The 21,143-nt window shown below is 66.3% G+C and carries 30 protein-coding genes; 5 read left to right on the top strand and 25 right to left on the bottom strand.

What is annotated here, in order from left to right; all coding sequences use genetic code 11:
- Nucleotides 1-132: 132 nt before the first annotated feature.
- The 5 genes from AC0QC4_RS11290 to AC0QC4_RS11270 all read left to right on the top strand — a co-directional run bounded on the left by AC0QC4_RS11290 (nt 133) and on the right by AC0QC4_RS11270 (nt 6,837).
- On the top strand, nt 133-1,371 hold the full coding sequence (locus AC0QC4_RS11290; RefSeq protein ID WP_483660003.1) for an FAD-binding domain-containing protein: 1,239 nt from the start codon (nt 133-135) through the stop codon (nt 1,369-1,371).
- A gap of 223 nt (nt 1,372-1,594) precedes the next feature.
- Entirely contained in the window at nt 1,595-3,208 is a 1,614-nt protein-coding gene (locus AC0QC4_RS11285) for a leucyl aminopeptidase (protein ID WP_483660002.1), read from the top strand.
- Nucleotides 3,209-3,297: 89 nt separating this feature from the next.
- Nucleotides 3,298-4,083: a class II aldolase/adducin family protein gene (locus AC0QC4_RS11280; protein WP_483660001.1), complete on the top strand. Its 786-nt coding sequence runs from the start codon at nt 3,298-3,300 to the stop codon at nt 4,081-4,083.
- A gap of 117 nt (nt 4,084-4,200) precedes the next feature.
- Entirely contained in the window at nt 4,201-6,144 is a 1,944-nt protein-coding gene (locus tag AC0QC4_RS11275) for a S9 family peptidase (protein ID WP_483660000.1), read from the top strand.
- Between the two features lie 153 nt (nt 6,145-6,297).
- Nucleotides 6,298-6,837: a hypothetical protein gene (locus AC0QC4_RS11270; RefSeq protein ID WP_483659999.1), complete on the top strand. Its 540-nt coding sequence runs from the start codon at nt 6,298-6,300 to the stop codon at nt 6,835-6,837.
- On the opposite strand, the gene AC0QC4_RS11265 is transcribed toward AC0QC4_RS11270, so the two are convergent.
- From AC0QC4_RS11265 to tuf, 25 genes are all read right to left on the bottom strand, one after another.
- Nucleotides 6,755-7,360 carry an SRPBCC family protein gene (locus AC0QC4_RS11265; RefSeq protein WP_483659998.1) on the bottom strand — a complete coding sequence of 202 codons (606 nt, stop codon included), beginning with the start codon at nt 7,358-7,360 and terminating at the stop codon, nt 6,755-6,757. The genes AC0QC4_RS11270 and AC0QC4_RS11265 overlap by 83 nt on opposite strands.
- Nucleotides 7,361-7,452: 92 nt before the next feature.
- The gene (locus AC0QC4_RS11260) at nt 7,453-8,109 is read right to left on the bottom strand and encodes an adenylate kinase (RefSeq protein WP_483659997.1); all 657 of its coding nucleotides are present in this window, start codon (nt 8,107-8,109) and stop codon (nt 7,453-7,455) included.
- A gap of 45 nt (nt 8,110-8,154) precedes the next feature.
- Nucleotides 8,155-9,525 carry a preprotein translocase subunit SecY gene (secY, locus tag AC0QC4_RS11255; RefSeq protein ID WP_483659996.1) on the bottom strand — a complete coding sequence of 457 codons (1,371 nt, stop codon included), beginning with the start codon at nt 9,523-9,525 and terminating at the stop codon, nt 8,155-8,157.
- Between the two features lie 207 nt (nt 9,526-9,732).
- Nucleotides 9,733-10,215 (bottom strand): 50S ribosomal protein L15, encoded by a 483-nt coding sequence (rplO, locus tag AC0QC4_RS11250; RefSeq protein ID WP_483659995.1) that lies wholly within the window; start codon nt 10,213-10,215, stop codon nt 9,733-9,735.
- Between the two features lie 189 nt (nt 10,216-10,404).
- Nucleotides 10,405-10,590, bottom strand: coding sequence for a 50S ribosomal protein L30 (gene rpmD, locus AC0QC4_RS11245; protein ID WP_483659994.1), 186 nt, complete (start codon nt 10,588-10,590; stop codon nt 10,405-10,407).
- A gap of 4 nt (nt 10,591-10,594) precedes the next feature.
- Entirely contained in the window at nt 10,595-11,296 is a 702-nt protein-coding gene (gene rpsE / locus AC0QC4_RS11240; protein WP_483659993.1) for a 30S ribosomal protein S5, read from the bottom strand.
- Nucleotides 11,297-11,653: a 50S ribosomal protein L18 gene (rplR, locus tag AC0QC4_RS11235; protein ID WP_483659992.1), complete on the bottom strand. Its 357-nt coding sequence runs from the start codon at nt 11,651-11,653 to the stop codon at nt 11,297-11,299. It abuts the gene before it with no gap.
- The gene (rplF, locus tag AC0QC4_RS11230) at nt 11,653-12,186 is read right to left on the bottom strand and encodes a 50S ribosomal protein L6 (RefSeq protein ID WP_483659991.1); all 534 of its coding nucleotides are present in this window, start codon (nt 12,184-12,186) and stop codon (nt 11,653-11,655) included. Before rplF ends, rplR begins: the two co-directional genes overlap by 1 nt.
- A 1-nt stretch (nt 12,187) precedes the next feature.
- Entirely contained in the window at nt 12,188-12,592 is a 405-nt protein-coding gene (gene rpsH, locus AC0QC4_RS11225; RefSeq protein WP_483659990.1) for a 30S ribosomal protein S8, read from the bottom strand.
- 12 nt (nt 12,593-12,604) lie between these two features.
- Entirely contained in the window at nt 12,605-12,910 is a 306-nt protein-coding gene (gene rpsN / locus AC0QC4_RS11220; protein ID WP_483659989.1) for a 30S ribosomal protein S14, read from the bottom strand.
- A gap of 72 nt (nt 12,911-12,982) precedes the next feature.
- Complete coding sequence (gene rplE, locus AC0QC4_RS11215; RefSeq protein WP_483659988.1) at nt 12,983-13,561, bottom strand: 50S ribosomal protein L5; 579 nt, start codon at nt 13,559-13,561, stop codon at nt 12,983-12,985.
- Nucleotides 13,554-13,874, bottom strand: a complete 321-nt coding sequence (gene rplX / locus AC0QC4_RS11210; RefSeq protein WP_483659987.1) for a 50S ribosomal protein L24 — start codon at nt 13,872-13,874, stop codon at nt 13,554-13,556. The genes rplE and rplX overlap by 8 nt, the downstream gene beginning before the upstream one ends.
- Before the next feature lie 2 nt (nt 13,875-13,876).
- A complete protein-coding gene (rplN, locus tag AC0QC4_RS11205) occupies nt 13,877-14,245 on the bottom strand; it encodes a 50S ribosomal protein L14 (protein ID WP_483659986.1) in 369 nt (122 codons plus the stop codon).
- An 88-nt stretch (nt 14,246-14,333) separates the two neighbouring features.
- Nucleotides 14,334-14,606, bottom strand: a complete 273-nt coding sequence (rpsQ, locus tag AC0QC4_RS11200; RefSeq protein WP_483659985.1) for a 30S ribosomal protein S17 — start codon at nt 14,604-14,606, stop codon at nt 14,334-14,336.
- Nucleotides 14,607-14,616: 10 nt separating this feature from the next.
- A complete protein-coding gene (rpmC, locus tag AC0QC4_RS11195; RefSeq protein ID WP_483659984.1) occupies nt 14,617-14,826 on the bottom strand; it encodes a 50S ribosomal protein L29 in 210 nt (69 codons plus the stop codon).
- Nucleotide 14,827: 1 nt separating this feature from the next.
- Nucleotides 14,828-15,262 (bottom strand): 50S ribosomal protein L16, encoded by a 435-nt coding sequence (gene rplP, locus AC0QC4_RS11190; protein WP_483659983.1) that lies wholly within the window; start codon nt 15,260-15,262, stop codon nt 14,828-14,830.
- 12 nt (nt 15,263-15,274) lie between these two features.
- Nucleotides 15,275-15,982 carry a 30S ribosomal protein S3 gene (rpsC, locus tag AC0QC4_RS11185; protein ID WP_483659982.1) on the bottom strand — a complete coding sequence of 236 codons (708 nt, stop codon included), beginning with the start codon at nt 15,980-15,982 and terminating at the stop codon, nt 15,275-15,277.
- Nucleotides 15,982-16,359, bottom strand: a complete 378-nt coding sequence (gene rplV, locus AC0QC4_RS11180; protein ID WP_483659981.1) for a 50S ribosomal protein L22 — start codon at nt 16,357-16,359, stop codon at nt 15,982-15,984. The genes rpsC and rplV overlap by 1 nt, the downstream gene beginning before the upstream one ends.
- Nucleotides 16,359-16,634, bottom strand: a complete 276-nt coding sequence (gene rpsS, locus AC0QC4_RS11175) for a 30S ribosomal protein S19 (protein WP_483659980.1) — start codon at nt 16,632-16,634, stop codon at nt 16,359-16,361. The genes rplV and rpsS overlap by 1 nt, the downstream gene beginning before the upstream one ends.
- Before the next feature lie 3 nt (nt 16,635-16,637).
- Nucleotides 16,638-17,474 carry a 50S ribosomal protein L2 gene (rplB, locus tag AC0QC4_RS11170; RefSeq protein ID WP_483659979.1) on the bottom strand — a complete coding sequence of 279 codons (837 nt, stop codon included), beginning with the start codon at nt 17,472-17,474 and terminating at the stop codon, nt 16,638-16,640.
- 16 nt (nt 17,475-17,490) lie between these two features.
- Nucleotides 17,491-17,805, bottom strand: coding sequence for a 50S ribosomal protein L23 (locus AC0QC4_RS11165; protein ID WP_483659978.1), 315 nt, complete (start codon nt 17,803-17,805; stop codon nt 17,491-17,493).
- Complete coding sequence (gene rplD, locus AC0QC4_RS11160; protein WP_483659977.1) at nt 17,805-18,446, bottom strand: 50S ribosomal protein L4; 642 nt, start codon at nt 18,444-18,446, stop codon at nt 17,805-17,807. The genes AC0QC4_RS11165 and rplD overlap by 1 nt, the downstream gene beginning before the upstream one ends.
- A gap of 4 nt (nt 18,447-18,450) precedes the next feature.
- Nucleotides 18,451-19,200 carry a 50S ribosomal protein L3 gene (gene rplC, locus AC0QC4_RS11155; protein ID WP_483659976.1) on the bottom strand — a complete coding sequence of 250 codons (750 nt, stop codon included), beginning with the start codon at nt 19,198-19,200 and terminating at the stop codon, nt 18,451-18,453.
- 205 nt (nt 19,201-19,405) lie between these two features.
- Complete coding sequence (gene rpsJ / locus AC0QC4_RS11150) at nt 19,406-19,717, bottom strand: 30S ribosomal protein S10 (RefSeq protein WP_483659975.1); 312 nt, start codon at nt 19,715-19,717, stop codon at nt 19,406-19,408.
- 161 nt (nt 19,718-19,878) lie between these two features.
- Nucleotides 19,879-21,069 carry an elongation factor Tu gene (tuf, locus tag AC0QC4_RS11145; protein WP_483659974.1) on the bottom strand — a complete coding sequence of 397 codons (1,191 nt, stop codon included), beginning with the start codon at nt 21,067-21,069 and terminating at the stop codon, nt 19,879-19,881.
- Nucleotides 21,070-21,143 lie beyond the last annotated feature (74 nt).

The following is a 21,143-nucleotide window of genomic DNA, read 5'->3' as shown; positions in this document are numbered from 1 at the left end:
TCGGGGCGCATCGATTTGAGCTTCTCCGTCATTGCGAGCGAAGCGAAGCAATCCAGGGTCGGCACAAACCGCCCTGGATTGCTTCGCTTCGCTCGCAATGACGGACGGAGAGTTTGTCCCGAACACAGGCGAATGACGGTAGTGCTGGATTTCCCTTCCACTCGCGCTGCGGCGCTCGAGCGGCTCGAGCAATTCGTGCCCCTCGCCGGACGCGCCTATGCCGAGCGCCGCAATTTCGAGGAAGGACCGGGCGGCCATCGCCATGTCTCCCGCCTGTCCGCCGCCCTGCGGCAGCGGCTGGTGAGCGAGGAAGAGGTCATCGCCGCAGTGCTGGCCGCACACCCGCTGGCCGAGGCGGAGAAGTTCATCGCCGAGGTCTGCTGGCGGACCTATTGGAAAGGCTGGCTGGAACAGCGCCCGGCGCTGTGGGCGGCCCATCTGGCCGAGCTGGACGCAGCGCGGGACAGGCTGGCGAACGACCGCCTGCTCGCCGATCGGCATGCCGCCGCCATCGATGGCCGCACCGGCATTGCCGCCTTCGATGCCTGGGCGCAGGAGCTGGCCAGCACCGGCTATCTGCACAATTGGGCGCGGATGCAGTTCGCCTCCATCTGGCTGTTCACCCTGCGGCTGCCGATCGCGCTGGGCATCGCGCATACGCAAGGCCAGTTCATCGATGCCGACCCCGCGTCCAACACGCTGTCGTGGCGCTGGGTGGCGGGGGCGCATACGCCGGGCAAGACCTATCTGGCCGACCCGGAGCGGATCGCGGCGATGACGCGCGGGCGGCTGAGCGCAGACGGACTGGCGACGCGCGCCTGTGCCATCGACACGGTGCCCTCCCCGGCTGCGGGGCCACTGCGCAGCCCGCGCAGCCTCGATCCGGCGCTGCCCTCCCTGCTGCTGCTGACCAGCGACGATCTTTCGCTCGATGCCGCGCCAACCGGCCGGCTGAGCACCGATCCCGGCCGCTGCGCCATCCGGGCGGTGGCAGTGCTGGAGGAGCAAGCGGAGCGTGGCGCGGCAGCAACCGCGCTGTCAGGACGCGCCGGCGCCGACGCGCTGGCACGGGCGGCGGCGCGCTTTGCCTGCCCGGCGCTGCCGCCACTGGGCGATGGCGCGGCGCTGGCGACTGCGGTGACGGCGATCGGTGCGCGCCAGATCATCATGCCCTTTGCCACCACCGGCCCGACCCGCGACGCCACCGCCGCCGCGCTGCCACCGCTCGAAGCGGCGGGTATCGCAGTGGGCGAGGTGCAGCGGCGCTGGGACGCTGCGGCCTGGCCCCATTGCGGCAAGGGCTTCTTCGCGCTGAAACAGCATATCCCCGCGCTGATCGAGGCTGCGGGGATTGTGCGTCGGCGGGGTTAAGTGACACGCTCGGTTCCCTTACCGTCATTGCGAGCGCAGCGAAGCAATCCAGAGTCGGCGTTTACCGCCCTGGATTGCTTCGCTGCGCTCGCAATGACGGTGTGTATGGATCAGCGGATTCCTGCGGGCCTTGCCCGCGCCGCTAGCCGCCGGAGACTTTACATCGCGGCGGGCGGCGGCAAGATGATGGAAGACCAATCTCCAACCAAGGATCGCCCCCCCGATGCCCAAAACCCGCCTGCTTGCCCTGTCCGCCGCTTCGCTGGTCGCGCTGAGCGCCGCGCCATCGCTGGCCCAGCCGACCAGTTCCGCGCCGACCGTGCGCGGCAGCCAGTCGGTCGCGGCAGTACCGGTACGACGGGCCATGTCCTTTGCCGCAACGGTCAGCCCGAACGAGGGGTCGCTGGTGCTGCCGCTGGCAAGCGCCGACGATCTGGCGACACGCGGTGCCTTCCTGTCCGAGGCCGAGCGCAGCGCCATCGGCCGCGCACTGACCGCCGCCGAATTCCGCTATGGTGCGCGGGCGATGCTGAACCTGCGCGGCATCGGCAGCTGGCGGCGGATCGTGCTGATCGGCACGGGGGAGACGCCGGATCTGGCGGCTGTCCAGTCGATCGGTGCGGCGGCGGCGCGCGCGCTGATGGGCGAGGACGGGACGGTGACCGTCGCCGCCGAGGGGCTGTCCGCAGAGCAGGTCGCCGAACTGGCGACGGGCATGGGCATCGGCGAATATCGCTCCGACCTGCATGACACCATCGACCGGGCGGGCGGCGACATGGCGCCGACCACCATCGCCGCCTCGACCGCCGCTGCCGCCGAGCCGCTCTATCGCCGGCGCGGCGTGGCGCTGATCGATGCAGTGACCTGGACCCGCGATCTTTCCAACGAGCCCGCCAACATCGTCTACCCCGAGAGCTTCGTCGAGCGCACCCGCGCCGCCTTTGCCGGGGTGCGCGGCGTGACCATCGAGGTGCTCGACGTGCCCGCCATGGAGCGGCTGGGCATGGGGGCGATCCTGGGCGTCGGCCAGGGCAGCGCGCGCCCGCCGCGCATGCTGATCGTGCGCTATCGCGGGGAGGGCAGCGCAGACAACCCCATCGTCATGGCAGGCAAGGGCATCACCTTCGATTCCGGGGGCATTTCGATCAAGCCGTCGGCCAATATGGGGGACATGAAAATGGACATGTCCGGCGCGGCGTCGGTGACCGGCGCGGTGCTCGCGCTGGCGCGCAGCGAGGCGCCGGTGCATGTCGTCTCCATCGCCGCGCTCGCCGAGAATATGCCCGACGGCAACGCCATCCGCCCGGCGGACGTGCTGCGCGCGATGAACGGCAAGACCATCGAGATCATCTCCACCGATGCCGAGGGGCGGCTGGTGCTGGCCGATGCGCTGTCCTACGCCGATGCGCGCCTCTCCCCCGCCGCCGTGGTCGATGTCGCGACGCTGACCGGCGCGATCGGCACCGCGCTGGGTGACGATTATTCGGGGCTGTTCAGCCGGCACGATGCGCTGGCCGAGCAATTGCTGGCCGCCGGCGATGCCACCGGCGAGGCGATGTGGCGCATGCCGATCCACCCCAGCTATGGCGAGGAAGCGGCATCGCCCATCGCCGACCTGCGCAACGGCGGATCGGGCGGCGGCGGCGGTGCCAGCTTCGGCGCCTATTTCATCGGCGAATTCATCAGCCGCGACATCCCATGGGCGCATATCGACATGGCCAACGAGGCTTGGGGGCCGGCCAACGATGTCAAGCCCGCAGGCTCCGCGGGCTGGGGCGTGCGGATGCTGGAGCGGTTCGCACGCGATTTCCGGCCGGTTGCGGGGGCGGTGGAATGAGCGTTTAATCTGAACCATTGTCATTCCCGCTTTCGCGGGAATGACAATGGCGATAGGTTGCGCGCGAAAACGCAATCGGGAGAGAGACGATGGCTACACAGATGAAGCCCGCCAACGACGACCATATCCGTGGCGCGGTGTCCGAAGAGGAATGGGCGATCCGGGTCGATCTGGCGGCGGCCTACCGGCTGGTCGCGCATTATGGCTGGGACGATCTGATCTTCACCCATCTGTCCGCCCGCGTGCCGGGGCCGGAGCATCATTTCCTGATCAACCCCTATGACATGATGTTCGAGGAGATCACGGCATCGTCGCTGGTCAAGATCGACGTCGAGGGGCAGCCGGTGGTGCCGACGTCGCACCCGGTCAATCCCGCCGGTTTCACCATCCATTCGGCGATCCACATGGCACGCGAGGATGCGCATGCGGTGATGCATCTGCACACCCCGCACGGGCAGGCGGTGAGCGCGCAGTCGTGGGGGCTGCTGCCGCACACGCAGACCGCGATGATCGCGCAGCACAATGTCGCCTATCATGAGTATGAGGGCATCGCCACCGACCTCGAGGAGCGCGAGCGGCTGGTCGAGGATCTGGGTGCGAAGCATGCTATGATCCTGCGCAACCATGGTACGCTGGCGGTGGGCGAGACGGTGGGCGACTGTTTCCTGCGCCTCTATTTCCTCGAGCGCGCCTGCGAAGCGCAGATCATGATGCTGTCGGCCGGCCGCGAGAATCTCAACACCCCGCCGCAGGGCACGCCCGAGAAGGTCGAAAGCCAGACCCCGCCGGGCGGCATGGGCATGGTGGCGCGGTCGCTGGCCTGGCCGGCGCTGCTCAGAAAGCTCGACCGGATCGATCCGTCGTTCCGGGATTGAGCGTTACCCATCTGAATTCCCCGTAGCCCTGAGCCTGTCGAAGGGCGCTTATCCGTACTGAGAAGCGCCCTTCGACAGGCTCAGGGCTAGGGTTCTTTCTATCTGCTGGAGCCCTCCATGATCCGTCCCTTCATCACCGCCCTGCTGCTCGCCTCCGCGCCGGTCGCGTTGGTGGCGCAGACCGCGCCTGCCCCCACCGTCGAGGTCCGCCAGGTCGGATCGGCGCGTGTCGAGAATGTGCCGGCCATTCCCCCCGCGGTCAGCGCGGCGGTGCAGCGCTACCAGAATTACCGCAGCGCGCAGTTCCAGGACTGGCTGGCGGACGGATCGATGCTGATCACCACCCGCTTCGGATCGACCGCGCAGGTGCATCGCGTCGCGGCGCCGGGGGCGGACCGGCAGCAACTGACTTTCTATGACGAGCCGGTGGCGGGGGCGCAGGCGATCCCCGGCAGTGATCGCTATCTGCTCGGACGCGATACTGGCGGCGATGAGTGGTACCAGATTTTCACGCGAGGGCTGGACGGCAGCACGACGCAGCTGACCGAGACCGGCACGCGCAATCAGGGCGCGACCTTCAGCGGTGACGGACGGATGCTGGCGTGGAGCCGAGCAGTGCGGGGCTCCGCCGACTATGCGATCTTCACCGCCAACCCCGCCGATCCGGCCAGCGCGCGGCTGCTGTGGCAGGGCACGGGGGCGGTTGGCCCTGCCGATATCAGCGACGATGCGCGGACTATCCTGATTACCAAGGGGATCTCCAACCGCGAGAACCAGCTGATGCTGCTCGACGTGGCGAGTGCGAGCGTGCGGCCTCTGACAGTGGCGGGCGGCGCAGCCCGCTATGAGGACCCGCGCTTCATCCGGGGCGGGGCGGCGATCCTCGCCATCAGCAACAATGGCAGCGACGTCCGGCGGCTGATCGAGATCGATGTCGCGAGCGGTGCGGTGCGGGCCATCTCCCCCGAGCTGCCTTGGGATGTCGAGGCTTATGACCTGTCCGACGACGGGCGCGTGCTGGCTTATGCGGTCAACGAGGATGGCTTCAGCCGCGTCGTCGTGCAGGATTTCGTCACCCGCCGCGCGCTGCCGCAGCCCGAACTGCCGAGGGGCGTGCTGACGGCGCTCGATTTTTCGCCTGACGGCTCGAAACTCGCCATCGGCCTGACCACCGCCCGCTCGGCCGGCGACGTGTGGAGCCATGATGTGGCGGGCGGCCCGCTGACCCGCTGGACCACCAGCGAGCTCGGCGATCTCGACCCGGCGCAGCTCGCCGAGCCGGAGCTGATCCGCTTCACCAGTTTCGATGGGCTGTCCGTCCCCGCCTTCGTCTATCGCCCGGTCGGTGTGGCGGCGGATGCGCGGCTGCCGGTGATCATCGACATCCATGGCGGGCCGGAGGCGCAGACGCGGCCCGGCTGGAACCCGGGCGCGCAATATTTCGCCAATGTGCTGGGCGCGGTCGTCATCCTGCCCAATGTCCGTGGCTCCGACGGCTATGGCACGCGCTACCTCAATCTCGACAATGCCGAGAAGCGCGAGGACAGCGTCAAGGACATCGGCGCGCTGCTCGACTGGATCGGCACGCAGCCGGGGCTCGATGCGGGCCGCGTCGCGGTCTACGGGCAGAGCTATGGCGGCTACATGTCGCTGGCGGTGATGACCCATTATTCGGATCGGCTGGTCGGCGGGGTCGAACGCTATGGCATCAGCAACTGGATTTCGTTCCTGCAGAACACCGAGGCCTATCGCCGCGACAACCGCCGCGCCGAATATGGCGACGAGCGCGATCCGGCGATGCGCGCCGTGTTCGAGCGCATCTCGCCGCTCAACAATGTCGCCCGGATCACCCGGCCGATGCTGGTGATGCAGGGGGCCAACGACCCGCGCGTGCCGCAGTCGGAAAGCGACCAGATCGTCCGCGAACTGCGCGCCAACGGGGTGGACACATCATATGTGCTGTTCGCCGATGAAGGCCATGGCTTCCAGAAAAAGGCCAACAACGATCTGCGCCGCGAGGTGGAGACAGTGTTCCTGCGGCGGTTGTTCGGCGGCGAGTGAGGGGGTAGGGTTACCTTCCATTCAGCTCATGTCATTCCCGCGAAAGCGGGAATCCAGGGGCGGCAAAGTGCGGTGCCATCCGCCCCTGGATTCCCGCTTTCGCGGGAATGACAATGAGGGTCGGTCAGGCACAGCCATCAGGCAGGCCTAGATATGATCCGTTACCTCCTCCCCGTCACCCTGCTGCCACTGCTCGCCAGTTGCGTCGCGCCCAGCACGCCGCCGCCCGCCGCGCCGCCGGCACCGGTCGCCCGCCCGACGCCGGCTCCCGCGCCAAGGCCCGCGCCGGTGGCGGATCGCTACGCCGGGGACTGGTCGGTCGACGATCTGACGCCGGGGGAGTGGGTGCTGGAACGCGCACGGACGGTGCGCTTCATCGGCAGCGATGGCGCACTGCTGGCCACCATCGGCTGCATCGACGGGCAGTTGCGCCTGGGGCGCTCAGGCGTGTTGCCGCAGGACATGCGCGCGGTGTTCCGCATCCGCACCAGCGCCGGCGAGCGGGAATTGCCGGTGCAGCGCGTCGATCAATCGTCCCGCCGGATCGAAACCGCGCTGCCGCCAGCCGATCCGCTGTGGGACAGCATCCTCTACAGCCGCGGCCGCTTTGTCATCGAGACGGTGATGCAGCCGCCGCTGCTGGTACCGACCCGGCCTGCGCTGCAGCGGGTGGTGGAGGAGTGCCGGGGCTAGCGGTTGCGTCAGCAGCGGCGATCAGCCGGGCGAGTTGCTGTCCGAGCACGCCGTCGACCGCGCTGGCGAGCGCCACCGGATCGTCCATGCCGCGTCCGGCCACCTCATAGCGCATCGCCACGCGGGTGGTGCCATCGGGCAGGCCGACCGCGATCCATTCGAGCTTGCCGTTGACCGGCAGCGCCTGCAGCGGGCCGAGTTCGGCGCGGAACAGGACGCGGCTGTGCTCCGGGTCCCAGCGGATGATATGGCCATGCTCGACCGATCCGAGCAGCGGCAGCGCCTCGCACCAGCAGCCGCCGGCGCGTTGCGGCTCTATCCGCATCGACGCGGAATCCCCGCTCCATGTATGGGTGGGCGACCACCAGCGCTGCGGCGTGGCGAACAGCGCGAACACCGCTTCAGGCGCGGCGGCGGTGCTGGCTTCGACGCGGATCGAAAAGCCGGTCTCGTCGCTGCTGACGACTTCGGCGGCGGCGGGGGTGGAAACGACGAGGGCTGTTGCCAGCAATATGGTCCGCATGTGGTTGCCCCTTCGATGGAAGCACGTCGTCATGGCCGCGAACGCGGGAATGACGAAGATGGCACAGGGCTGCCGCTGGCGAAAGGCCACGCTTACTCGGGCTTGAGGATAGCCTCGATCGCCGCCGTCACATCGTCCATGTCGGCCATGCCGTCGACACGACTGACAATCCCGCGCGCCTCGTAGATCGGCAGGATCGGCGCGGTCTTGGCGCGATATTCCGCCATGCGGGTGCGCACCGTCTCGGCATTGTCGTCGGGGCGGCGCTTGAAGTCGCTGCTGCCGCACACGTCGCACACGCCCTCGACCTTGGGCTGCTTGTAGCGGTCGTGATAGCCCTCGCCGCACGTGCCGCAGGTGAAGCGGCCGGTGATGCGATCGACCAGCGCGTCTTCGTCCACCTCCAGTTCGATGACATGATCGAGCGTGCGGCCACGCGCGCTGAGGATCGCGTCTAACGCTTCGGCCTGGGCGGCGGTGCGCGGGTAGCCGTCGAAAATCACCGGGGTGTCCGCGCCAAGTTCGTCGAGCCGGTCGCCGATGATGCCGGAGACGATGGCGTCCGAGACCAGCTCGCCGGCATCCATCACCGCCTTGGCTTGCAGGCCGATGGGGGTGCCGGCCTTGACCGCAGCGCGCAGCATGTCGCCGGTCGAGAGCTGGACCATGCCATAGGCGTCTTCGAGCCGGCTGGCCTGGGTGCCCTTGCCCGCCCCCGGCGGTCCCAGCAGGATGATGTCGAGAGCCACAGGCGCTTCCCCCTAGTTTGTCTGTCTACGTGGCCGGCCGCCCGTTCAGCGCATCTTGCCCTTGAGCTTGGCCTTCTTGATCAGGTCGGCATATTGGTGCGCCAGCAGGTGGCTCTGGATCTGCGTCACCGTATCGATGGTGACGTTGACCAGAATCAGCAGGCTGGTACCGCCAAGTGCGAGGCCTACACCGGTCGACGCGGTCACATATTCCGGAATGAGGCAGATGAAGGCCAGATAGATGGCGCCGACGACGGTGATGCGGGTCAGCACATAATCGAGATAGTCGGACGTCGCCTTGCCCGGGCGGTAACCGGGGATGAAGCCGCCCTGCCGCTTCAGATTGTCGGCCGTCTCCTCGGGGTTGAACACCACCGCGACGTAGAAGAAGGCGAAGAACAGGATGCCGAGGCCATAGAGCGTCATGTACAGCGGCTGGCCGTGGGCGAACCACTGGTTGAGCTGCAGCAGCACCGCGCCCCAGGTGGTATCGTCGGTCACGCCCTGGCCCATGAACTGGGTAATGGTGAGCGGCATCAGCAGCAGCGACGAGGCGAAGATCGGCGGAATGACGCCGGCGGTATTGACCTTGAGCGGCAGGTGGCTGCGCTCCTGCTGGGCCATGCCCTGCGCGGTCGCGCGCTTGGGATATTGCACCAGCACACGGCGCTGCGCGCGCTCCATGAAGCTGATCAGCCAGATCACGCCGAACGCGCCGAACAGCATGGCGGCGATCAGCAGGCCGTTCATCTGGCCCGAGCGGCCCTGTTCGAACAGCTGCGCCAGCGTCTGCGGCATCGAGGCGACGATGCCGGCCATGATGATCAGCGAGACGCCGTTGCCGATGCCGCGGCTGGTGATCTGCTCGCCCAGCCACATCAGGAACAGCGTGCCGCCGATCAGGCTGATTACCGCGGTGAGGCGGAACATCATGCCCGGGTCGATCACCGGCTGGACCGAACCGGCCTGCGCGCCGACCGCTTCGAGGCCGGTGGCGATGAAATAGCCCTGGATGGCGGTGAGCAGCACCGTGCCGTAGCGGGTGTACTGGTTGAGCTTCTTGCGCCCGCTTTCGCCTTCCTTCTTGAGCGCGGCCAGCGTCGGGTTGAGCGCGGCGGCCAGCTGGACGACGATCGAAGCGGTAATATAGGGCATGACGCCGAGCGCGATGATGCTCGCGCGCTCCAGGCTGCCGCCCGAGAAAGTGTTGAACAGGTCGAGGATGCCGCCCGAGCCGACCTGTTGGTAAAGCTGGCTCATCGCCACCGGATCGATGCCGGGAAGCGGCACGAAGCTGAGGAAACGGAAGACGACGAGAGCGCCCAGCGTGAACCAGATGCGGTTCTTCAGTTCGGTCGCCTGACCGAATTTGCTGAGGTCCATGCTCATACCGAGTTGGTCGGCGCGAGATGCCATGCGTAAGCTGCCTCAATCAGGCCCGGCTGCTACCGGGCGACCCGTGCTAAACCGCGACTATGCGGTGTCCCTGTGGCGGAGGATCGACGGAACCGGGTGACGGCCCCTGCCGGACCGGACCGCGACACGCATCCCCCGCATCGCCACATGGGGCGCAGCGGGCGGGGACGCAAGCCCCTGCCCGCCGCTTTCCCGCCCAATGCCTGCTCAGGCGTCAGCCGCGGCGTCCGCCTTGGCCGGCAGCGTGACCGAGCCGCCGAGCTTTTCGACAGCCGCAACCGCACCGGCCGAAGCGCCTTCGACCGCGAAGACGAGCTTGGTGGTCAGCTCGCCCTTGGCCAGCAGACGCACGCCATCCTTGCCGCCACGGGCAACGCCGGCAGCCTTGAGCGCGGCGTGATCGACGGTCGCCTTGGCATCGAGCTTGCCGGCATCGACCAGCTTCTGGACCATGCCCAGATTGACGATGGCAAAATCCTTGCCGAAGATGTTGTTGAAGCCGCGCTTCGGGATGCGCATGTGCAGCGGCATCTGGCCGCCTTCGAAGCCGTTGATTGCCACGCCCGAGCGCGCCTTGGCACCCTTCTGGCCGCGGCCGGCGGTCTTGCCCTTGCCCGAGCCGATGCCGCGTCCGACGCGCATGCGGCCCTTGCGGGCGCCCTGGTTGTCACGAAGTTCGTTGAGTTTCATGTCGTTGCACTCGCTTTCGCTATGTTCGCGCTGATAGCCCTCTCCCCTTCAGGGGAGAGGATAGGGGAGCTTAGTCGCAACGCGACTTAGCGGACCTTGGAGAGGGGAAGGCCCCTCTCCGCTGCGACCGGCTTCGCCTGCGGCTCAGCAGGTCTCGCTCCTCTCCCGCCAGCGGGAGAGGAATTCAGGTCAATCGACCACCTCGACCATGTGCGCCACCTTGGCGACCATGCCGCGCGTCGCGGGCGTGTCCTCGAGCTCGACAGTGCGATGCAGCTTGCCGAGGCCGAGGCCGGTCAGGATGGCGCGCTGGGTCTTGGGGCGGCGGATCGGCGAGCCGGTCTGCTTGACCTTGAATGTCTTCTTGTCAGCCATGGTCTCAGACCTCCGTCAGCGCGACATCGGCTTCGACTTCACGGCTCGAAGCCCCGCTGCGGCCGATCAGGTCCGCCACCTTCTTGCCGCGGCGCTGGGCCACCGACTTCGGGCTGGTCTGGGTCTTGAGCGCTTCGAAGGTCGCGCGGATCATGTTGTAGGGGTTCGACGTGCCGTTCGACTTCGACACGACGTCGGCAACGCCGAGCGCTTCGAAGACAGCGCGCATCGGACCACCGGCGATGATGCCGGTGCCCTGCGGCGCCGAACGGACGTTGACGAGACCGGCACCGAAGTGGCCGATACCGTCATGGTGCAGCGTGCGGCCTTCCTTCAGCGGCACGCGCAGCATCGCCTTCTTGGCCGCTGCGGTCGCCTTGGAGATGGCTTCCGGCACTTCGCGCGCCTTGCCATGACCGAAGCCGGCCCGGCCCTTGCCGTCGCCGACGACGACCAGTGCCGCAAAGCCGAAGCGCTTGCCGCCCTTCACGGTCTTCGAGACGCGGTTGATGTGCACCAGCTTCTCGATGAACTCTTCGCCGCCCTCTTCGGCATTGCCGCGACGATCGTCGCGACGGCCACGGTTGCCGTCACGGCCGCCACGGCCGCGGTTGTCGCCGCCACGGCCACGGCCGCGACCGCGACCTTCGGCTGCGACGTCGGCGGGTGCGCCGTCCTGGGTCTGGATTTCGCTAACGTCGGACATTTAGAACTCCAATCCGCCTTCACGCGCCGCATCGGCGAGGGCCTTGACGCGGCCATGGAACAGGAAGCCGCCGCGGTCGAACACCACGCGGGTCACGCCGGCGGCCTTGGCTGCTTCGGCAATGCGCTTGCCGACGGTCGCGGCGGCATCGCAGGTCGCGCCGGTCTGGCCGCGCACGTCCTTGTCGAGCGTCGAGGCGGCAGCCAGCGTACGGCCTTCCGCATCGTCGATCAGCTGGACATAGATGTGCCGACCCGAGCGGTGCACGGACAGACGCTTGCGGTCGCCGGCACGCTTGCGGATCTGGGTACGAACGCGCTGACGGCGCTTGTCGAACGGGGTGCGTTTCAGGGCCATTACTTCTTCTTCCCTTCCTTGCGGAAGATGAACTCGCCGCGATACTTGATCCCCTTGCCCTTGTAGGGCTCGGGCTTGCGCCAGCGACGGATCTCGGCAGCAACCTGCCCGACCTTCTGCTTGTCGATGCCGCTGATCTCGACCGTGGTGTTGTCGGGCGTCTTGATCTCGATGCCTTCCGGCACGTCGAAGTTGACGTCGTGGCTGTAGCCGAGCTGCAGCTTCAGGGTCTTGCCCTGGGCCGTGGCGCGATAGCCGACACCGGTGATTTCAAGCACCTTGGTGAACCCGTCGGTGACGCCGGTCACCAGATTCTGCACCAGGGTACGCTGCATGCCCCAGAAGGCACGCGCCTGCTTGCTGTCGTTGGCCGGCTTGACGCTGATCGCGCCATCCTCGACCGTGTAGGTGACAAGGTCCGACAGCGGCATGCTGAGCGTGCCCTTCGCACCCTTCACCGACAGCAGGCCGCCATCGATATTGGCGGAAACGCCATTGGGGAGCCCGACGGGCCTTTTGCCGATACGCGACATGTCAGAACACCTCCGCGAGCACTTCGCCGCCGACATTGGCGTCACGGGCCTCGGCATCCGAGAGCACGCCGCGCGGCGTCGAGACGATGGTGATGCCCATGCCGGACTTGACGCGCGGCAGCTCCTTGGAGCCCGAATAGACGCGACGGCCCGGCTTGGACACGCGGGCGACGTGGCGGATCGCCGGTTCGCCCTCGAAATATTTGAGCTCGATGCGCAGCGCATCATGCTCTTCCATGCGGCCCAGCTTCACCGCGGTATAGCCGCGGATATAGCCTTCGCGCTGCAGCACATCGAGCACGCGCGCACGCAGCTTGGACGCAGGCGTGATCACGCTGTCCATCTTGGCGCGCTGGCCGTTGCGGATGCGGGTGAGCATATCACCCAAAGGATCGGTCATTGCCATTTCAAATGATCCTTACCAGCTCGACTTGACCACGCCGGGGATCAGGCCCTTGTTGGCCAGATCGCGCAGCTGAACGCGGCACAGACGGAACTTGCGATAGTAAGCGCGCGGACGGCCGGTCAGCTCGCAGCGGTTGCGGATGCGCGTCGGATTGCCGTTGCGCGGCACTTCCGCCATTTTCAGGCGCGCGATCAGGCGCTCGGTTTCGTCGAGCGATTCATCGGCGGCCTTGGCCTTCAGACGGGCGTAGCGGCCGGCATATTTCTTCGCCAGCGCCTTGCGCTTCTCATTCTTGTTGATCGAACTCAGTTTCGCCATGGACTTAAGCTCACTTCTTTCCTTCTGCGCCGATCGGCGGTTCGCCCGCCATCGGCAACGGATATTCCAAGGTCACGCGGCCAGCTTCTCTTCATCTTCCTTGGGGAAGGGGAAGTTGAACAGGCGCAGCAGTTCGCGGGCTTCGTCATCGGTCGTCGCCGTGGTGGCGATGATGATGTCCATGCCGCGGACCTTCTCGATCTTGTCGTAGCTGATTTCCGGGAAGATCAGCTGCTCCTTGAGGCCCATCGCATAGTTGCCGCGCCCGTCGAAGCTCTTCGGGTTGAGGCCGCGGAAGTCGCGGATGCGGGGCATGGCGATGGTCACCAGGCGGTCGAGAAACTCGTACATGCGCTCGCGGCGCAGGGTCACCTTGACGCCGATCGGCATGCCTTCGCGCAGCTTGAACTGGGCGATCGACTTCTTGGCCTTGGTGATGACGGGCTTCTGGCCGGCAATCAGCTCGAGCTCGGCGGCTGCCGTCTCGACCTTCTTCTTGTCCTGCACGGCTTCGCCAACACCCATGTTGATGACGATCTTGTCGAGACGCGGCACGGCCATGTGGTTGGTGTAACCGAACTTTTCGGTCATCGCCTTGACGATGCGCGCGTCATAGTCGGCCTTGAGCCGGGGGATGTAGCGGTCAGCCATCGATCAGCTCTCCGGACTTGGCGGCGACACGAACCTTCTTGCCGTCGCGGATTTCGAAGCGGACGCGGGTCGCCGCGCCCGACTTGGGATCGGCAATCGCAACCTTGGAAATGGCCAGCGGCGCTTCGCTGCGCTCCAGGCCGCCCTGCGGATTGGCCTGGGTCGGCTTGCGGTGACGGGTGGCGATGTTGACGCCTTCCACCACCAGCTTGCCTTCACGCGGCATCACCTGGGTGACGGTGCCGGTACGGCCCTTGTCCTTGCCGGACAGGATGACGACGCTGTCGCCCTTTTTGATCTTGGCACTGGCCATGATTACAGCACCTCCGGAGCCAGGCTGATGATCTTCATGTGCTGGGCGGCGCGCAGTTCGCGCACCACCGGGCCGAAGATACGGGTGCCGATCGGCTCCTTGTTCTTGTTGATCAGCACCGCGGCGTTCGAATCGAAGCGGATCACCGAGCCATCGGCGCGGCGAATGTCCTTCGCGGTACGCACGATGACGGCGCGGTGCACGTCGCCCTTCTTCACCTTGCCGCGCGGCGCGGCTTCCTTGATCGACACCACGATGATGTCGCCGACGCCAGCCGTGCGACGCTTCGACCCGCCCAGTACCTTGATGCACTGGACGCGCTTGGCGCCACTGTTGTCAGCGACGTCGAGGTTGGATTGCATCTGGATCATCGATCCGCTTCCTTCTCAACTGGCTTTCCGGGACCTTGGCCAAACCACGGCCCGGGAGTTCCAAAAATAGCTCTGCGATGCAGCGGGCTCATGCCTCTGCGGCGGCGGCCTTCGGCTTGGTGTGGGTGTCGACACGGTCGATCACACGCCAGGTCTTCAGCTTGGAAATCGGGCGGGTCTCCTCGATCCGCACGACTTCGCCTTCGCGAAACTCGTTGCCCTCGTCATGGGCGTGATACTTCTTCGAAAGACGGATGATCTTGGCATAGAGCGGGTGCTTCACACGACGCTCGACCTTGACCACCACGGTCTTGTCGCCCTTGTCGGACACGACCGTGCCCTGGAGGATGCGCTTTGGCATATCCTGTTCCTCAGTTCGCGGCCGCAGCGTTGGCACGCTGGGTCTGCAAGGTTTTGATGCGCGCGATGGTGCGACGCACCTGGCGCACGCGCGCCGGGGCTTCGAGCTGGCCGGTGGCCGCCTGGAAGCGCAGGTTGAACGCCTCGCGCTTGAGCTGGCCGAGCTGCTCGCTCAGCTGATCGTCGGTCTTCGTGCGAAGATCGTCAGTTGCCTTTGCCATCTCATTCGCCTCCGAGATGCGAGGTGTCGCCAAGGCGGGCGACAACCTTTACCTTGATCGGCAGCTTCATCGCCGCGCGGCTGAACGCCTCTGCAGCGAGCGGGCCGGGAACGCCGTCGAGCTCGAACAGGATGCGGCCGGGCTTGACGCGGGCTGCCCAATATTCCGGCGAGCCCTTGCCCGAGCCCATGCGGACTTCGGCCGGCTTCGACGATACCGGCACGTCCGGGAACACGCGGATCCACAGGCGTCCCTGACGCTTGATGTGACGCGTGATCGCGCGGCGGGCCGCTTCGATCTGGCGGGCGGTGATCCGCTCCGGCTCGAGCGCCTTCAGGCCATAGGCACCGAAGTTGAGCGCGGTGCCGCCCTTGGCGTCGCCGTTGATGCGGCCCTTGAAGCCCTTGCGGAATTTGGTGCGCTTTGGTTGCAGCATGATCCCTGTTCCTTAGCGACGGTCTTCGCGCGCCGGGCGGACGCCCGAGGTCTGCGCTTCGAGCATGATGCGATCGGTAGCCATCGGATCGTGGCCGAAGATCTCGCCCTTGAAGATCCACACCTTGATGCCGCACACGCCATAGGCGGTGTGGGCTTCGGCTTCGGCATAATCGACGTTGGCGCGCAGCGTGTGCAGCGGCACGCGGCCTTCGCGATACCATTCGGTCCGCGCGATTTCCGCGCCACCGAGACGGCCGGCGCAGTTGATGCGGATGCCTTCTGCACCCAGACGCATCGCCGACTGCACGGCGCGCTTCATGGCGCGGCGGAAGGCGACGCGGCGCTCGAGCTGATCGGCAATGCCCTGCGCGACCAGCTTGCTGTCGACCTCAGGCTTGCGGATTTCGACAATGTTGAGGCTGATCTCGGCGCCGGTGAGGGCTCCGAGCTGCTTCTTCAGCTTGTCGATGTCCGCGCCCTTCTTGCCGATGATCACACCGGGGCGGGCAGCGTAGATGTTGACGCGGCACAGCTTGGCCGGACGCTCGATCACCACCTTGGAGATCGCCGCCTGCGGCAGCGTCTTGAAGATGAACTGGCGGATCTTGAGATCCTCCAGCAGCATGCGGCCATAGTCGCCACGCTCGGCGAACCAGCGGCTGTCCCAGGTGCGGTTGACCTGGAGACGCAGGCCAATGGGGTTGCTCTTGTGACCCATTATGCTTCTTCCCGTTCTTCGACGACGATGCGCAGCCGGCTGAACGGCTTCATGATGCGGGTCGACTTGCCACGGCCGCGCGTGTGGAAGCGCTTCATGGTCATCGCCTTGCCGACGCTGGCTTCCTTGACGACGAGCGCGTCGACATCGAGGTTATGGTTGTTTTCCGCATTGGCGATCGCCGAGGCGAGCACCTTGGAGACGTCGACGGCCATCGCGCGCTTCGAGAAGCTGAGCACGTTGAGCGCATCGCCGGCCTTGCGGCCACGGATCAGCGCTGCGACGAGATTGAGCTTCTGCGCCGACCCACGGATGGTGGTGCCGACCGCCAGAGCTTCCTTCTCGCCGACGCGACGCGGAGACTTTTCCTTGCCCATCAGCGCTTACCCTTCTTGTCCGCGGCATGGCCGGGGAAGAAGCGGGTCGGCGCGAATTCGCCGAGCTTCATGCCGACCATGTCTTCCGTCACCGAGACGGGGACATGCTTGCGTCCGTTATAGACGTTGAACGTGAGCCCCACGAACTGGGGCAGGATGGTCGAACGACGCGACCAGGTCTTGATCGGCGCGCGGCCACCCGATTCGGAGGCGGCTTCGGCCTTCTTGAGCAGGCTCAGTTCGACGAACGGACCCTTCCAGACAGAGCGGGCCATGGCTTACCTCTTCTTCTTGGCGTGACGCGACCGGATGATCATCTTGTCGGTCGACTTGTTGTGACGGGTGCGGGCACCCTTGGTCGGCTTGCCCCACGGGGTAACCGGATGGCGACCGCCCGAGGTGCGGCCTTCGCCGCCGCCGTGCGGGTGATCGACCGGGTTCTTGGCGACACCGCGGGTCAGCGGGCGCTTGCCCAGCCAGCGGTTGCGGCCGGCCTTGCCGAGGTTGGTGTTGGCGTTGTCCGGGTTGGACACCGCGCCGACCGTGCCCATGCACTCGCCGCGGATGTAGCGCTGCTCGCCCGAGCCGAGACGCACGATCACCAGACCGCGGTCACGACCGACGAGCTGGGCGTAGGTGCCGGCCGAACGGGCGATCTGGCCACCCTTGCCCGGCTTCATCTCGATATTGTGGACGATGGTGCCGACCGGCATGGCCGACAGCGGCATCGCGTTGCCCGGCTTCACGTCGACCTTGGCACCGGCGATCACCTTGTCACCGACGGCGAGACGCTGCGGCGCGAGGATGTAGGTCTGGGTGCCGTCCTCATAGGTGATCAGCGCGATGAAGGCGCTGCGGTTGGGGTCATATTCCAGACGCTCGACGGTCGCGGACATGTCCCACTTGCGGCGCTTGAAATCGACGATGCGATAGCGCTGCTTGTGGCCGCCGGCGATGCCGCGCGAGGTGACATGGCCGATGTTGTTGCGGCCACCGGTCTTCTTCTTGCCCTCGGTGAGCGCCTTGACCGGCTTGCCCTTCCAGAGCGCGGAGCGATCGACGAGGATCAGGCCGCGGCGGCCCGGGCTCGTCGGATTATATTGCTTGAGTGCCATTGTTCCGATCCGCCCCTCAAATGCCCGACGTGACGTCGATCGACTGGCCTTCGGCCAGGGTCACGACGGCTTTCTTGACGTCCGAGCGCGTGTAGGGACGACCCTTCCACTTCTTGGTCTTGCCCTTGGCGACCAGGGTGTTGACCTTGGTAACCTGCACGTCGAACAGCGCTTCCACCGCGGCCTTGATCGCCGGCTTCGAGGCCGACTGGGCGACGCGGAAGACGACGGCGTTATGCTCGGAGAGCATCGTCGACTTTTCGGTGATGACCGGGCTCAGCACCACGTCATAATGACGGGTGTCGACGGCCGCTGCCTGCTTCTTAGCCATTAGTTGGCCCCTCCCTGGGGCGCGAAGCGCGCTTCCAGCTGTTCGACGGCAGCGCGGGTCAAGACCAGCGTGTCGTGCTTCAGGATGTCGTAGACGTTGGCACCGATCGCCGGCAGCAGGTTGACCCCGCCGATGTTGGCCGATGCGCGCGCGAAGCTGACGTTGGTCGCCTCGCCGTCGATGAACAGGGCGCGGTTCATGCCCAGCTTGGTCAGCTGGTTCACCAGCACCTTGGTCTTGCCTTCGGCGACGTCGAAATTGTCGACGACGACGATGCCGCCCGACTGTGCCTTGGCCGACAGCGCCATCTTGAGGCCGAGGGCGCGGATCTTCTTGTTCAGCGAGTGGCCGAAGGTGCGGGCGCGGGCGCCGTGTGCCTTACCACCGCCGATGAAGATCGGCGCCTTGCGATCGCCGTGACGGGCGGTACCGCCGCCCTTCTGGCGACCGAACTTCTTGCCGGTGCGGGCAACGTCCGAACGCTCGCGGGTGGCACGGGCCGGACCGCGGCGCTTTTCGAGCTGCCAGGTGACGACGCGGTGCAGGATGTCGGCGCGCGGCTCGACGCCGAACACGGCGTCGCTCAGCTCGACGTCACCCTTGGCGGCCGAGCCGTCGAGTGTCTGAATCTTGATCTTCACGGGTTCAAGCCTCCGTTGCTTCGCTGGCGTCGGCAGCGGCTGCCTCGACCTGCGGCTGGGCGGCGGGGGCATCGACCTTGGCGACGCGCGGCGCGACCGGATAGGGCGCATCGGCGTGGCGATCGAGCTTCACCGCGTCGCGGACGAGCAGCCATGCGCCCTTCGATCCGGGCACCGAGCCCTTGACGAACAGCAGGCCGCGCTCGGCGTCGGTGCGGACGATTTCGAGGTTCTGCTGGGTGCGGTTGCGCGCGCCCATGTGGCCGGCCATCTTCTTGTTCTTGAAGACGCGGCCCGGATCCTGGCGGTTACCGGTGGAACCATGCGCACGGTGGCTGATCGAGACGCCGTGCGTCGCGCGCATGCCCCCGAAGCCCCAGCGCTTCATGGCACCGGCAAAGCCCTTGCCCTGCGTGGTGCCGCTGACGTCGACCATCTGGCCGGCGACGAAATGGTCTGCCGAGATTTCGGTGCCGACGTCGACCAGCGCGTCTTCCGCAACGCGGAATTCGACGACCTTGGCCTTGGGCTCGACTTCGGCCTTGCCGAAGGAACCGCGCTGCGGCTTTGCTACATTCTTCGCCTTGGCCGTTCCGGCGCCGAGCTGAACGGCGACATAGCCGTCGGTGTCAGCGGTACGCTGTCCGACAACCTGGCACCCTTCGAGCGCGAGGACGGTAACCGGCACGTGCCGGCCATCGTCCTGGAACAGCCGGGTCATCCCGACCTTTTTGGCGATCACGCCAGTGCGCATGATCAATTCTCCAACAGAGGCCCGCGGAACCATTTCCGCGGGCTTGCCAGCCCGTCTTGTCATGCATCGCCCCGTCCGGGCTGAACTTCGCCGGCTTGCCTTGCGGCAGGACCGGCGAGACGGGGGACGCAGCCCGGAGGGAATCTCCGGCGGTATCTCCCGACGGCCCCACCGGCATGCACCGGGGAACCATCAGTGTCGGCGGTTAGGCCAACTTGATCTCTACGTTCACGCCCGATGCCAGATCGAGCTTCATCAGCGCTTCGACGGTCGCAGCGGTGGGCTGGACGATGTCGAGCAGGCGCTTGTGGGTGCGGACCTCGAACTGCTCGCGCGACTTCTTGTCGACGTGCGGGCCGCGGTTGACCGTGAACTTCTCGATACGCGTCGGCAGGGGGATCGGGCCACGAATCAGCGCGCCGGTGCGGCGAGCCGTCTCCGCAATTTCATTGGTCGCCGAGTCCAGCACCCGATGATCGAATGCCTTGAGGCGAATGCGGATATTTTGCGTGTCCATGGAGTTACCCGTTGATCCCGTCTGTCGATGCGAAAGAGCCGCGCCGCCCAAAGCAAAAGAGGGTGTCCCGATCAGCGAGACCGGGAACCCCCGTTCATTCCGTGCGGCAAGAATACCAAGCCGCCCGAATCATCCGAATCGGGCGGCGTGGCGTGCCTATATTACTTCGTGATGGTGCCGACAACCCCTGCACCGACCGTGCGGCCGCCTTCGCGGATGGCGAAGCGCAGGCCCTGGTCCATGGCGATCGGAGCGATCAGCTTCACGCCGATGGTGACGTTGTCGCCAGGCATGATCATCTCGGTGCCCTCGGGGAGGATGACCTCACCGGTGACGTCCGTGGTGCGGAAGTAGAACTGCGGGCGATAGTTGTTGAAGAACGGCGTGTGACGGCCGCCTTCGTCCTTCGACAGCACATAGACTTCGGCGTTGAACTCGGTGTGCGGGGTGATCGAACCCGGCTTGGCCAGAACCTGGCCGCGCTCGACGTCTTCACGCTTGGTGCCACGCAGCAGCGCGCCGATGTTGTCGCCGGCTTCACCGCGGTCGAGCAGCTTGCGGAACATTTCGACGCCGGTGCAGGTGGTCTTGACCGTGTCCTTGATGCCGACGATTTCGACTTCGTCGCCAACGTTGACAACGCCGGTTTCGACGCGGCCGGTGACCACGGTGCCGCGGCCCGAGATCGAGAACACGTCTTCGATCGGCATCAGGAACGCCTGGTCGACCGGACGGTCGGGCTGCGGGATCCAGCTGTCGACAGCGGCCATCAGCTCGAGGATGGCGTCACGGCCGATCTTGTCGTCGCTGCCGTCGAGGGCCTTGACCGCCGAACCCTTGATGATCGGAATATTGTCGCCGTCGAAATCGCGCTTCGAAAGCTCTTCGCGGATTTCCAGCTCGACCAGCTCGAGGATTTCGGGATCGTCGACCAGGTCGACCTTGTTCATGAACACGACCATGGTCGGAACGCCGACCTGCTTCGCCAGCAGGATGTGCTCCTTGGTCTGCGGCATCGGGCCGTCGGTGGCCGACACGACCAGGATCGCGCCGTCCATCTGGGCGGCACCGGTGATCATGTTCTTCACATAGTCGGCGTGGCCCGGGCAGTCGACGTGCGCATAGTGGCGCTGCTCGGTCTCATACTCGACGTGCGCGGTCGAGATGGTGATGCCGCGCTCACGCTCTTCGGGGGCCTTGTCGATGTTGGCATAGTCGACGAAGGTGGCGCCGCCGGTTTCGGCGAGCACCTTGGTGATCGCAGCGGTCAGCGAGGTCTTGCCATGGTCGACGTGACCGATGGTGCCGATGTTGCAGTGCGGCTTGTTCCGCTCGAATTTTGCCTTTGCCATTGCTGGTATGTCCTCAGGGTACGATAGGTTGAACTGGATCAGAGGGAACAGGCACCTGCTGAACGAGGCGCCGC

The organism is Sphingomonas sp. jy18 (genome assembly GCF_056931895.1).
Note: the sequence above shows the minus strand (reverse complement) of the source record. Positions and strands in the feature narration are given on the sequence as shown.